Annotated in this window: 10 protein-coding genes; 2 read left to right on the top strand and 8 right to left on the bottom strand. The window is 44.2% G+C overall.

Annotated features, from left to right (window positions below):
- Positions 1-29 precede the first annotated feature (29 nt).
- Positions 30-638: an ECF transporter S component gene (locus NHH16_RS06920; protein ID WP_262068859.1), complete on the top strand. Its 609-nt coding sequence runs from the start codon at positions 30-32 to the stop codon at positions 636-638.
- A gap of 1 nt (position 639) precedes the next feature.
- On the opposite strand, the gene NHH16_RS06915 is transcribed toward NHH16_RS06920, so the two are convergent.
- The 4 genes from NHH16_RS06915 to NHH16_RS06900 are packed head-to-tail and all read right to left on the bottom strand — an operon-like array spanning position 640 to position 7,289.
- The gene (locus NHH16_RS06915) at positions 640-2,013 is read right to left on the bottom strand and encodes a glycoside-pentoside-hexuronide (GPH):cation symporter (protein WP_262068858.1); all 1,374 of its coding nucleotides are present in this window, start codon (positions 2,011-2,013) and stop codon (positions 640-642) included.
- The gene (locus NHH16_RS06910) at positions 1,985-4,351 is read right to left on the bottom strand and encodes an alpha-galactosidase (RefSeq protein ID WP_262068857.1); all 2,367 of its coding nucleotides are present in this window, start codon (positions 4,349-4,351) and stop codon (positions 1,985-1,987) included. Before NHH16_RS06910 ends, NHH16_RS06915 begins: the two co-directional genes overlap by 29 nt.
- 23 nt (positions 4,352-4,374) lie before the next feature.
- On the bottom strand, positions 4,375-5,991 hold the full coding sequence (locus tag NHH16_RS06905; RefSeq protein ID WP_262068856.1) for a glycoside hydrolase family 13 protein: 1,617 nt from the start codon (positions 5,989-5,991) through the stop codon (positions 4,375-4,377).
- 8 nt (positions 5,992-5,999) lie between these two features.
- Positions 6,000-7,289 (bottom strand): glycoside hydrolase family 1 protein, encoded by a 1,290-nt coding sequence (locus NHH16_RS06900; RefSeq protein ID WP_262068855.1) that lies wholly within the window; start codon positions 7,287-7,289, stop codon positions 6,000-6,002.
- Positions 7,290-7,498: 209 nt separating this feature from the next.
- On the opposite strand from NHH16_RS06900, the gene NHH16_RS06895 reads away from it, so the two are divergent.
- On the top strand, positions 7,499-7,972 hold the full coding sequence (locus NHH16_RS06895) for an Lrp/AsnC family transcriptional regulator (RefSeq protein ID WP_262068854.1): 474 nt from the start codon (positions 7,499-7,501) through the stop codon (positions 7,970-7,972).
- A 40-nt stretch (positions 7,973-8,012) separates the two neighbouring features.
- Here NHH16_RS06895 and NHH16_RS06890 read toward each other — a convergent pair whose 3' ends face one another.
- Genes NHH16_RS06890 through metG form a run of 4 tightly spaced genes read right to left on the bottom strand, consistent with a single transcriptional unit; the run spans position 8,013 to position 12,980 of the window.
- Positions 8,013-9,380, bottom strand: a complete 1,368-nt coding sequence (locus tag NHH16_RS06890) for a citrate/2-methylcitrate synthase (RefSeq protein WP_262068853.1) — start codon at positions 9,378-9,380, stop codon at positions 8,013-8,015.
- A 35-nt stretch (positions 9,381-9,415) separates the two neighbouring features.
- Positions 9,416-10,291 carry a 16S rRNA (adenine(1518)-N(6)/adenine(1519)-N(6))-dimethyltransferase RsmA gene (gene rsmA, locus NHH16_RS06885; protein ID WP_262068852.1) on the bottom strand — a complete coding sequence of 292 codons (876 nt, stop codon included), beginning with the start codon at positions 10,289-10,291 and terminating at the stop codon, positions 9,416-9,418.
- A gap of 13 nt (positions 10,292-10,304) precedes the next feature.
- Positions 10,305-11,069, bottom strand: a complete 765-nt coding sequence (locus NHH16_RS06880) for a TatD family hydrolase (protein WP_262068851.1) — start codon at positions 11,067-11,069, stop codon at positions 10,305-10,307.
- A gap of 15 nt (positions 11,070-11,084) precedes the next feature.
- On the bottom strand, positions 11,085-12,980 hold the full coding sequence (gene metG / locus NHH16_RS06875) for a methionine--tRNA ligase (RefSeq protein WP_262068850.1): 1,896 nt from the start codon (positions 12,978-12,980) through the stop codon (positions 11,085-11,087).
- Between the last annotated feature and the right edge of the window lie 136 nt (positions 12,981-13,116).

Below are 13,116 nucleotides of genomic sequence, written 5' to 3'. Positions count from 1 at the left end.
GGAGCGAAACGGTAGTAGGAGGATTCATTATGGAAAACATTAAAAACGTAACTAGTAACCACCACTCTACAGAATCTCTAAAAACAATGGCCTTGACTGGCATGTTAGTCGCTATTACATTAGTAATGATTAATACGCCCCTCGGTCGCATCACCTTACCGATTGTCAGTGTTACCATTGCTCACATTCCTATTCTCATTGCCACTCTTTGCCTCGGGCTTGGATCTGGGCTAATCGTCGCCTTAGTCTTCGGTATGGCTAGCCTTTTTATTGCTCTAACTTCACCAGCCTCTATTCTCGATCCTTTTTTTGTTAACCCTTTAGTCTCTATTTTACCGCGACTGCTTATCCCCGTGACGACTTATGGAGTAATAAAACTTTGTCAGTTGATCGGAAAAAAGAAACGGGCGACTATTTATAATATTCTCGCAATCATTGTCGGAAACTTAACCAATACCTTTGGCGTCTACCTAATGCTTTATCTGATTTATGCAAAAGCTATTTTAGAGAAATCTGGCACTCCGGCAATCACCTTAATCATTACCGCGATATCCACTTCCACGCTATTTAAGTGCATTATCGTCGTTCTGATAACAACGCCAATCGTAGCAATCATCTCTAAACAGATAAAAAAATAGACTACCCTTCTATATCCCCCCTGGCCTTTAGTTCCGCCAGTATTTCGGCATAGTAATTCTCATCGATTTTGAACTTGCGCATACAGATAAAGTAGCCGATAAGAATCGCTGCCAGGGGCATTAGAAGCATGGACATTTTAAAGAAGGTAATACCACCGGCGCTTACATCGGCCGGTGTTTTTGCCGCATTGATACCGGAGATAATCAAGGTAATTCCTAGAACTCCGTTAGCAATAGCGCCACCAATCTTGTTGATTAACGGTTGTACAGAAAAGGTAACGCTTTCATTGCGCTTGCCGAGCTTTAACTGGCCGTATTCAATCGAGTCCGCTAGGAACATCAACATTAATAGCTGAATAAAAGCTTCTCCCACGAAGATTAGCACGCCGGCGATGCCGATAAATACCATATTCATCGGGGAAAAGAAAAAGAGGACGTAGCCTGCCACTACCATAATCGTCGAGCCGGTGTATAAGGTCTTACGCTTAAAGCGCTTGGAGAATACCGGGAAGAAGGCGAAGGCCACCAGCTGAGAGATTCCCAGCACCAGCGCGAAGATTGAATACATATTCTCATCGCCATACGCATACTTGAAGAAATGCACACCGAAGGTGGTGGTGGTCATGTAACCAATCATAAAAAGGGACATGGAAATCGCTACCCACATCAGTTGATCATTTTTAAATAAGACGCGAAACATCTCCCGAAGAGACGTCTTTTCTTCCTCTTTAAAATACCCTTTATTTTCTTTGACACCGATAAGGGTAACCGCCTGAAAAGCTAGCATTAAAATTGTCACAATAAGAGCTAGGGCAAACCAAGCCTTCCGCTGGGAGCCTAGCACTGCCGTTAGTGCGTTAACCGCTGGAATATGCCCAACCACCACGGCAAAGAGACCGATGCTGGCGCAAATTCTAGCGAAGGCGCCGATGCTTTCTCGCACCTTCTGATCAGTAGAAAGCGCTGGCATCATCGACCAATAGGCAATGTCGTTCAGACCGTAGAATAAATCCCAGAGCATATAACAGACGGCAAACATCACCACGTAACCCATGCCATCTAGCTTCGTATCGGCAAACATCATCACCATGGCACCGCCACCCACAATGGCACCGATTAGCATCCCTGGCTTAAACTTGCCAAACCTTGAGCGGGTATTATCCACTAATACGCCCATAATCGGGTCATTGAAAGCATCAAATATCCGTAGGACAAATAAGACCGCCGTAATAACCTTTAGCATATCATCGGAGACGATTCGCACTTCCGTAATGTAGACCAGGATAAACATGCTCACTAACGTATAGAACATGTCCCGACCAATGGTGCCGATGCCAAAGCAGTACTTATTCCGGCGATCGTAATTCTTCTTCATCATTTACCTCCCTAGTAACGTACAAGCTGGAACCAAAATCTCCCAGTATTCGCACGTGTTCATTGATATAGCTGCCCACAAATTGATTATTCAGCAGAATACCGTTATCTTTAAGTAACGCTCCCGTTAGGGTATACTCCTCTACACAGTCATCTAGCCCATAGTGGCGATTGGCTGTGCGCAGAATGACCCCGTCAGGGTTTAGCGTTACTGGCATAATGTGTTTCACTAACCCACCAAAGCGCTTGATAAAAAGACGCTGGGCTTTTGTTTTAACTCGGTATTTGCTCTCCGGTATAAGACCGGGAATCCGTAACCGGTCAAAGCCCTCACTAGCACCGGCAAGAGTCTGAAAAAAACCACTGATGGCTTCTTTTTGGTCTACTGCTAGGCTATGCCAGATAACTTTATTGTCCTTATAGTGCTCTCCTCGGCGAAACGTCCCGTACTGGAGCGTCCGGCGATAACGCTTATAAAAGGATATTTGGGCTTTTACTTCCTTTCGTTCCACTGGGGATAATTGCTGTAAGTCCAGTTCATATCCTAGACTACCAAAAGCCGCCACGTTAAATCTCGTGGATAAAGGAGTGTCCCGTAAGGTTTGCTGGTGAGGCGCAGCGCTTACATGAGCGCCCATCGTCGAGGGCGGATAGAGGTAGCTTAAGCCCTCTTGAATCTTTAGTCGCTCAATCGGATCCGTATCATCGGAACTCCAAATCTGGGGAGAGTAGCAGAGCATCCCTAAATCAAAGCGGTTGCCTCCCGAAGAACAGCTTTCAAAAAGGATGTGAGGTCTAGGAATAAAGATCCGCTCAAGGACCTCATAAAGCCCAAGAATATACCGGTGAAAAAACTCCCCTTGATTATTCAAAGTCGTAGAAAGAGCGTCACTAATGTGGCGGTTGTAATCCCACTTTACGTAATCTATTTCACACTCATCGAGAATTCTGGACACGTTTTCCACAATATAGTCTCGTACCTGGGGATTACAAAGATCGAGAACCAACTGGTTCCGGCCAAGGGAGGGCTTCTTCCCAGGAGTAGTAAGAGCGTACTCTGGGTGTGCCCGGTATAAGTCACTATCGTAATTAACCATCTCTGGCTCAAACCACAGACCGCATAGCAAATCTAGCTCATGGATCTTTTTCGCATAGCTTTTAAGACCTTCTGGCAGCTTCTTTTTATTTACCGTATAGTCACCTAACCCTGCCTTATCGCTATCCCGGGCGCCAAACCAGCCATCGTCCAGGACAAACAGCTCGATTCCTACTTCTTTACCCTTTCTTGCAAGGCGCAGAAGCTTCTCCTGATTAAATTTGAAAAAATTGGCCTCCCAGTTATTAAGCAACACCGGCCGCTCCCGATTCTTCCAGTTTCCCCGCACAATGTGGTGGTTAATAAAACGGTGAAAATTATTGGAAAGGTCGTTGTAACCAGTGCCCGAAAAAGTCATCACCGCCTCTGGCGTACAAAAACGCTCTCCTGGATCTAAGACCCACTCGAAACAATGGGGATTAATACCCAGTTGAATCCGCACCAAGTCGTGATTGCTCCGTTCAATGGCTCCGTAGTGGTTCCCGCTATATACTAGGTTAAAGCCATAAGCTCTCCCCGTTTCTTCCGTCGTATAAGCACTCCCGATTAGGAAGCCGGGATTATGAATATTGCTACTATCTCCCGTGGTTGAGGAATTCACTATCGTCCCGTAACCAAGAGGGCTAATCTGCTTATGGGCCTCCTTGATCCAGCCGCCATTAAAGGTCAGAAGCTTAAAATCATCATTGGGTAAATCTAGCTGCAAGCTCATAATCTTTTGAAGCGACAGCTTCGTCTCACCTGCGTTTACGATCACTGTCTTCCGGGCAATCACATCCACCTCGTGAAAGACCGTGTAACAAAGAAGCACTTTGACCTTTTCCGTCAGGTCTTCTAAAGTAATCTCTAGAGATGTGCAGCCTTCCTCATCCCCGTATCCGCTGGGCAGACCGGGAAATGTTATAGTCCCTGGAAGCAGTCGGTGGCTCCGGTAAACAAAGTCGGTTGTATAATTGCCACCAGGCCGTTTTATCTCCACAGGACTTAAGCGATAGTCCCCTTTTCCGATACCCGACCACTCCAGGGGCAAAGTATCTAGGCTATACGTTTCATCGCTTTCGTCGTACATTACACAAGAGCCCAGCTGAGCCGTGCGCTTGTGTATAAAAGGCAAGATATCTTGGTCCTGATCAATCTTTTCCCCGTAATACACGTGTTCTAGATGCCCAAAGGGGGTAATGCGAAAGCAATAGCTGGTTTTTTTGGTGGATAAGCGAAAAACATTGTCCTTAAACGTAATCATGTTGCTGCCCTTCCTTCCCTGTATTAATGCCGCATAACAATGCTTTCATAAGGGCCTAGCTTACCGTCGTACTCGCTCCTGCCCGTATTGGAAATCAAGACCTCGCCTTCTAAAGGAATCTCTTTTTGCTCGGGGCTAAAATTAAGGGCCACGACCAAATGCTCGCCGCCTCCTTCTCTAGCGTAGACAATGGTATCATCGTCGCCAAAAAGAGGCACAAACTCCCCGTATTTTAACGTCTCATTGCCGGCTCTAAAGGCAATCATCCGCTGGTAGAAGCGATAGACAGAGCCATTTACTTCATGTTGGTCTTGATAGTTAATCTCTTTGTAGTTGCCATTGATTGGTAGCCAAGGCGTTCCTGTGGTAAATCCAGCGCCCTCTTCCTGACTCCACTGCATCGGTGTTCTGGCGTTATCCCGAGAGGACATGCGGATCCAGTCCCAAGCCGTCTTCGCCGGAATCTGGAGCTTACGCATCAACTTGTACACGTTTTTACTTTCTACATCATCCAAAGAGGACATATCCGGATAGTCAAAATTCGTCATCCCGATTTCCTGCCCCTGATAAATATATGGCGTTCCTTTTAAAGTGAGAAGAAGGGTAGCTAACATCTTGGCACTTCTCGCCCAGTACTTGCCTTCGTCGCCGTAGTGAGAGACGATTCGTGGTTGGTCGTGATTTTCTAAATATACTGCGTTCCAGCTTAAGCCTCTTTGCCACTTGGCTAATACTTCTAGTAGCTTTTTAGCCTTAAATTTCTTAGGGACATAGCGAGCCACCCTTCTATCCACCTCAAGGTGATCAAAATAAAAGACCATGTCGAGCTCTTCCCGCTCCGGCTCGCAAAGCATCTTCGCTTCGTCTAAGTCCACCATTACCGTTTCTCCTACGGTAAAGCAGTCGTATTTGCTCAGTACGTCTTTTCGTAGCTCTTTTAAAATACGGTGGTTTCCTTCCTGGCTTTTATAGTGCTCAAGTCCTCTAATAGCTATCGCTGGTTTTCCGTCTTTTAAGCTGGTCTTATAGATCACGTTGATTACGTCGCAGCGAAAACCTGCCGCGCCCTTATCAAGCCAAAAACGCAGAATTTCTTTTACTTCATTTAAGACTTTCGGATTGTGATAATTTAAATCCGGTTGCTTCTTATCAAAAAGGTGTAGATAGTACTCTCCGCTCTTTTCGTCGTATTCCCAGGTACTGCCCATAAAGAAACCTGTCCAGTTATTAGGTGGTAGCTTCCCGCCCATTCGTCCTGGGCGCCAAATATAATAATCCCGGTAAGGACTATCCTTATCCCGGCTCTCCTGAAACCACTTGTGTTCATCGGAGGTATGGTTAATTACTAGATCCATTATAATCCGGATTCCTCTAGCTTTCGCTTCCTTAAATAAGCGCTCCATATCTGCCATCGTACCAAACTTAGGATTAATGTCCATATAGTCGCTGATGTCGTAACCATTATCCGCATCTGGAGACTTATACACCGGTGAAAGCCAGATAATCCCCACTCCTAGCGCTTTAATTTCATCTAAACGGGAAATAATTCCCGGAATATCACCGATGCCGTCTCCATTGGAATCTTGAAAACTACGGGGATAAATTTGATACACTACTTCCTCTTGCCACCACTTTCCCATATATCCTCCTACTTTACCTGATACGTCTCATTGCTAACATACTCGTCGTACATTTCTTCGGTAACGCCTTTATTCTGGGTAACCGCCTGTAAGAAGCGGCCACTCTTTTTAATTTCTCGTTTCTGCGTGTCATAATCTACGTGAACAATCCCAAAACGCGCCGTTTCCCCTTCTACCCACTCAAAGTTATCGCAAAAACACCAATGGTAATACCGCTTAATCGGCAGATCCGCGGCCATGATCGCCTGTAAGTGATCATAGATATAACGAGAGCGAAAACTGTCATGATTATCACACGTGCCGTTTTCCGTAATATAGATATCTAAAGGACGAATGGCATATAGCGTACGGGCACACTCGACGATACCTGCTGGGTATATCTCCCAGCCTAAATCATTGACCGGTACCCCCTTCTTGACTCCGTCCTTAAGGCCAGAAATACTAGACCTGGTATAATAGTTAATTGCAATAAAATCACAATACGTCCCCTTCTTTACTGAGTGGTGACGCCGCAGTGGGAGTTCGAACTCCCCTGTCATCATCGCCTTTGATAGGCTCCCTTGGAAGAAGCGTTCAGTAAGCCTTGTAAAAAAGCGATGCCTAGCACTCTTTGGATTTTCCGGTGTAAAGACACGCATATGGTTCGCAAAGCTTACCTTTGTATCCTGGCAATCATTCCTTTGACGAATCTCATGAATCAGCTCATAGGCCCGAATATGAGCAATGGCCATTACGTTCATTACTTGAATCGTCCGGGCGATATTTTTATCTCCCGGTGGCCACTCGCCAAAAAAGTAACCGTTTGTCGCGTACACATTGGGTTCGTTAATTGTTATGTACTCATTCACCAGCTGGCCAAAGGCATTTACCATCTTTCTGACAAAGCGAAGATAGTAGCGAATATTCTCTACCTTTTCAAAAGCCCCCATTTCCTCGAACCACATGGGATTCGTAAAATGATGAAGGGTTACTAGTACTTTAATCCCATAAGATTTTAGTAGCTTAACCTCTTCAACGTAATGAGCGATGGCATGCTCATCAAACGTATTTTCAAAGGGTTCGATTCGCGCCCATTCGATTCCCATCCGGTAAATCTGCAGATCCAATTCTTTGAGAAGCTTCCCATCTTCTTCATACCGGTGATAATGATCATTGGCTCGTTCAGGCGTGCTATTATCTTTGATATGCCCTTCTTTATACCAATTCATCCAGCTATGATTTAGGTCCCCACCCTCAATCTGCGTGGCTGCGCTTGCTGCTCCGATTAAAAAATCTTCTTTTAATAAGAAATTCTTCAAAGTCTTCACCTCCAAGACATCTTTTGTTACAGTATAACAAATTTTTCCGGATATTCCTTTAAAACTCGTTAAATTTCCTTATTCTTTATTTACTAAAGCAGCATTTTGTGCTTTAATTATTGTATATAACTGTATATATACCAAAACTAATAAAGCTTGGGGGCTTACTAGATAGGGCTGCTTATTAGTTTTTAGAAAGGAGTCTATTAATGGATAAGGTGGATTATCAAATTTTAGAGATACTCAAGAGCAACGGGCGCGAGAGGGCTTCCGAGATAAGCAAGGAAGTACATTTGACCGTTTCAACCGTAATTGAGAGAATTCGCAAGTTAGAACAAACTGGGGTAATTAAAGGTTACACCGTTATCACTGACGATCCTCAGGTAGGAAATGACGTAACGGTAGTGATTGAGATCAGTCTCGAACATCCAAAGTATGAAGATGCTTTTATTGAAAGTATCAACAGCCATCCGAATATTATTTCTTGTTATTATCTAACAGGAGAATTCGATTATATGCTTAAGATTACGTGTCGCTCTTCTCAGCATCTAGAAGAGATTCATCGGTGGATCAAAGATCAACCCGGCGTTCGCAAGACCCGTACACACTACGTATTGCGAACCGTAAAGAATATCTATACTTCTCTACCTGAAGAAGATACTCTTCAAGACAAGAGAAAATAATAAAAGCAGCGAGTGGAATTTCCACTCGCTGCTTTCTTATTTATCTATCTTCCATCGGCACATAATCACGATGTGGGCAAAGAGCCATATAAGCTGGTCTGATAATCTTATCGACGTTCTTAAGCTCCTCCAAGCGATGCGCGCTCCAGCCAACCACTCTAGCAGCAGCAAAAATCGGTGTGTAAAGCTCTGGTGGTAAATCCAGCATACCGTACACTAGACCACTGTAGAAGTCCACATTGGCGTTAACGCCTTTATAAATTTTACGCTTCTCGGCAATAACCTCTGGAGCCATATGCTCTACGGTCTCGTATAACTGATACTCTTTTTCAAAGCCTTTTTCCTTTGCTAGCTTCTTCACGAATTTCTTAAAGATATCAGCTCTAGGATCAGATACTGAGTAAATTGCATGACCCATTCCATAGATCAAGCCTGATCTATCAAAGGCCTTTTTCTCTAACAGATCCATTAAGTACTGACGGATTTCATCCTTATCTTCCCAGTCTTTAACGTGCTCTTTCATGTCATCAAACATCTTCGTAACTTTGATATTGGCACCACCGTGCTTTGGTCCCTTAAGAGACGCCATTGCGGCCGCAATCGTGGAGTACGTATCCGTTCCTGATGAAGTAACTACGTGAGTCGTAAAGGTCGAGTTATTACCACCGCCGTGGTCCATATGAAGCACTAAGGCCATATCTAGCGTTCTCGCCTCTAGCTTCGTGTACTTCTTGTTTTCCCTTAACATCATCAGGATGTTTTCCGCTGTTGAAAGCTCTGGCTTCGGCGCATAGATAAAGAGATCATCCCCTTTACGGTAGTTATAAGCGTGATAACCATACACCATTAGCATCGGGAATTGGCTAATTAGATTTAAGCTCTGTCTTAACACGTTAGGAATCGAAGTGTCATCGGCTTTGCTATCATAAGAGTACAGGTTAAGAATCGAGCGCGACAAGCTATTCATCATGTCTCGACTGGGCGCCTTCATAATAACGTCCCGAACAAAGTTCGGCGGCAAAGTTCTTCTCTCCGTTAACGTTTCTTGGAATTTTTCTAATTCTTCTTTATTTGGTAATTCACCAAAGAGTAAGAGATAGGTGGTTTCCTCAAATCCGTAGTGATTTTCTTTTAAAAATCCTTGTACTAAATCTTTAACGTTGTATCCCCGATAATAAAGGCTACCGGCACAAGGTACCTGCTCGCCGTTTACCATCTTCGTAGCTACTACGTCAGAGATATTGGTTAAACCTGCAAGGACACCCTTACCGTTTAAATCACGAAGCCCTCTTTTTACTTCATACTTCGTATAAAGCTCCTTGTCGATGGCGTTCGTTTCGGCACACAGGGTTGCCAGTCTTTCGATTTCGTCAGTGATTTCAAATAGTGTTGTCTTGATATTTGCCATTCATTCACTTCCTTTCTTGATTAAAAATGTTCTTATTACTGCATCTTTTTATATATAATATTTGATAACTTGCCAAATTCTTCCAAGGTAAGCGCTTCCCCCCGGATTTGCTCTCCTTTTCCTAATTCACCAATTGCCACTAATAACTCTTCTTTGGGTAGGTGAATGGTTTCTGCATTATTCAGTCCATTAAGTAACGTCTTGCGCCGTTGATTAAAGGAAGCACGGATGATATCAAATAGTAGCTTTTCGTCTTCTACCACTACCGGTGGTTCGGTATGTCTCGTCAAGCGAATAACCGCTGAACCCACTTTCGGTCTTGGCATAAAACAGTTCGGCGGCACATTGGCCACCACATAAGCCTCAGCGTAGTACGCAACCGCTAAGGACAGGGCTCCGTAATTCTTACTTCCGGGGCCACTTTGCATTCTGTCTGCCACCTCTTTTTGCACCATTACGGTAATGCTCTCTAGGGGAACTTTATTTTCAAACAAGCCCATAATGATCGGGGTGGTAATATAATACGGTAGATTAGCAACTACCTTAATTGGCTTCCCCTGATTCTCTTCTTGCACTAGCGTAGCCACGTCAAGCTTTAGAATATCCTCATTGATGACCTGGGTATTGGGGAATTCGCTAAGGGTATCCTCGAGAATAGGGATTAGCTTCTTATCGATTTCGACGGCGATGACTTTTCGTGCGTGTTCCGCGAGGTACTGGGTCATCGTTCCGATTCCCGGGCCAATCTCTAGGATTAAATCATCTTCGGTAATGGCTGCTGCCTTGATGATTTTATCAAGAACGTGGGTATCTATTAAAAAATTCTGTCCGTATTTTTTTTGGAACACAAAATCGTATTTTTGTAAAATAGCAACTGTGTGCGCTGGGTTTCCTAACGTTGCTTTCGTCATATTCTCTCCTAATTTAGGACAATTTAAAAAGTCTTCTGGCATTCTCTTCGGTAATCTGGATAACCTCTTCCGCGGTCATGCCTTTCAGCTTTCCGATTTCTTCAGCAACATAGATTAAATTGGCCGATGTATTACGCTTGCCTCTAAAAGGCTCTGGGCTTAAATACGGTGCGTCCGTCTCTAAAAGCATTCGTTCAATTGGCTGACTTGCCACAATTTCCTTTAGCTTCCGAGCGTTTTTAAAAGTAACTACCCCGCCAATACCAAGGTAATAACCCATTTTTATATACTCTTCGGCAAATTCAAGGGAATTTGAAAACGCGTGCATCACTCCGTGGAGACCGCGTCCATGAGCTTTAATCGTTTGAATCGTATCCATGGCCGCATCCCGGCTGTGAATAATAACCGGGAGCTCCCGCTCTCTCGCTTCATTTAGCTGTCTCACAAACCACTTATGTTGCACGTCTCTAGGAGCCTTATCCCAGTAATAATCAAGACCAATTTCGCCCACGGCAATCACTTTCTCCTGATCATAATAGGCTAATAACTCTTGATAGTTCTCCTCTGTTAAAGTCCCAACTTCATCTGGGTGAATACCAATCGCTTGGTACATATGCGGATAACCCTGAACCAATTCGTAGCCACTCCCACAAGAGTCTAGAGATGCCGCAACATTGACAATCGTGCCCACACCGGCATCTGTCATTCCATCAAGGACCGCCCAGCGATCCTCATCAAATTGTTCATCATCATAATGTGCATGGGTATCAAAAATCATCACATATCCTCCAGATTAACTAATCTGCGCTCCGTTTGTCACTTTCTTTTCGGGAGTCATCAGTACTAGTTTACCATCCTTATCTTCGGCTAACAGTAGCATCCCCTCAGAGAGAACGCCTGCCAGCTTAGCTGGCTTTAAGTTTACTAGCACCATAACCTCTTTACCCACCATTTCTTCCGGTGTATAAGAAGCTTTAATGCCAGAGACGATCTGCAGGGTTTTTGCACCTACTTTAACTTGCGAACACAGAAGCTTTTTGGATTTTGGCACCTCTTCGCAGGCCAGTACTTTTCCTACTTGAAGCTGCATTTTCCCAAACTCCTCGAACGTAATCTCTTCCATGTCTTCAATCGTGATGATTTCTTCTTCCACCTCTTCTTTTACCGGTGGGTGAAGCGCGTGAACCTTCTCCATAACTTCCTCTAAGTCCAAGCGATTAAAGAGAATTTCTGGGGTCTCCGTCACCTTACCGTCTCCTGCTTGAGCGAGAATTTTCGCTGAGGTTTCTGGCATAAAAGGCTCTAAGAGCTTGGCTCCTTCTTTAATGCCGTATAAAAGGTTATAAAGAACCGTCTCTAGACGCTCTTTTTTATCCTCTTCTTTGGCTAGGGCCCAAGGCATAGTCTCGTCGATGTATTTATTACAGCGTTTGAAAAGGGTAAAGATCTCACTAATGGCATCCGCCACGCGCAAGTCTTCCATCTTCTCGTCCACATTTCCCTTCGTCGCGTTTACCAGCATTAATAACTCATCATCTACTGGCTCATTAACCTTCTGATTGGTAATCGTACCGCCAAAATACTTATTAGCCATGCTTACCGTACGATTAACCAGATTTCCTAACGTATTGGCTAAGTCTGAATTCATCCGCTCAACCATCAATTCCCAGGTAATTACGCCGTCATTCTCAAAAGGCATCTCGTGAAGCACGAAGTAGCGAACCGCGTCCACCCCGAAGAAATCTACTAATTCATCGGCATAGAGCACATTGCCCTTTGACTTACTCATCTTACCTTCACCTTGTAAAAGCCAAGGATGTCCAAAGACCTGCTTTGGCAGAGGCAAATCTAAGGCCATTAAGAAGATTGGCCAATAGATCGTATGGAAGCGAATAATATCCTTCCCGATTAAGTGTAAGTCCGCCGGCCAAAGCTTCTTAAACTGGTCGCTTGACTCGCCGTCGCAGTTATAACCGATTCCCGTAATATAGTTGGTAAGCGCATCTAACCACACATAAACTACGTGACCGGGAGCAAAGTCTACCGGAATTCCCCAAGAAAAGGACGTTCTCGAGACGCATAAGTCTTGTAGACCCGGCAACAGGAAGTTATTCATCATCTCATTCTTCCTAGATACCGGTTGAATAAACTCAGGGTGACTATTGATATGCTCGATCAGACGATCTGCGTATTTACTCATCTTAAAGAAGTAAGCATCCTCTTTTGCCGGGTACACCGGGCCGCCACAGTCGGGGCACTTTCCGTCTACTAGCTGAGTCTCGGTAAAGAAAGATTCACAGGCGGTACAATACATGCCTTCGTAATATCCTTTGTAGATATCGCCTTGGTCATATAGACGCCGAAAAATCTGTTGCACCTGAGCTTTATGGTTTTCATCCGTAGTACGGACGAATTTATCGTAGGAAGTATTCATCATATCCCAAATTCCTTTGACTTCACCAGCCACCTGATCCACTAGCTCTTTAGGAGTAATGCCTGCTTCCTTCGCTTTCATTTCAATCTTTTGACCGTGTTCATCGGTACCGGTTTGAAAAAAGACATCATAGCCAAGATTTCTCTTATGTCTAGCAATCGCATCCGCTAAGATAATCTCATAGGTGTTACCGATATGAGGTTTTCCCGAGGTATATGCAATTGCTGTCGTAATATAATATTTTTTATTTTCCATAATTACCATCCCTTTTCTTCGCTAACGTACCGATTATTATAGCACAAAACCACGGGCTCTGGCAAATACTGCCACCCGTGGTCAGCTCTGAAAGGTAAATCTTTTTATAGTCATTGATTAATGGGATTTTTTAAAA

It is taken from the genome of Ohessyouella blattaphilus, from assembly GCF_024721265.1.
GTDB lineage: Bacteria > Bacillota > Clostridia > Lachnospirales > Lachnospiraceae > Aequitasia > Aequitasia blattaphilus_A.
This window is presented reverse-complemented; position numbering and strand designations above follow the sequence as displayed.

Coding starts and splice junctions, on each gene's coding strand:
- NHH16_RS06920 (WP_262068859.1), top strand. CDS start 30: ATGGAAAACATTAAAAACGTAACTAGTAACCACCACTCTACAGAATCT.
- NHH16_RS06915 (WP_262068858.1), bottom strand. CDS start 2,013: ATGAAGAAGAATTACGATCGCCGGAATAAGTACTGCTTTGGCATCGGC.
- NHH16_RS06910 (WP_262068857.1), bottom strand. CDS start 4,351: ATGATTACGTTTAAGGACAATGTTTTTCGCTTATCCACCAAAAAAACC.
- NHH16_RS06905 (WP_262068856.1), bottom strand. CDS start 5,991: ATGGGAAAGTGGTGGCAAGAGGAAGTAGTGTATCAAATTTATCCCCGT.
- NHH16_RS06895 (WP_262068854.1), top strand. CDS start 7,499: ATGGATAAGGTGGATTATCAAATTTTAGAGATACTCAAGAGCAACGGG.
- NHH16_RS06890 (WP_262068853.1), bottom strand. CDS start 9,380: ATGGCAAATATCAAGACAACACTATTTGAAATCACTGACGAAATCGAA.
- rsmA (WP_262068852.1), bottom strand. CDS start 10,291: ATGACGAAAGCAACGTTAGGAAACCCAGCGCACACAGTTGCTATTTTA.
- NHH16_RS06880 (WP_262068851.1), bottom strand. CDS start 11,069: ATGATTTTTGATACCCATGCACATTATGATGATGAACAATTTGATGAG.
- metG (WP_262068850.1), bottom strand. CDS start 12,980: ATGGAAAATAAAAAATATTATATTACGACAGCAATTGCATATACCTCG.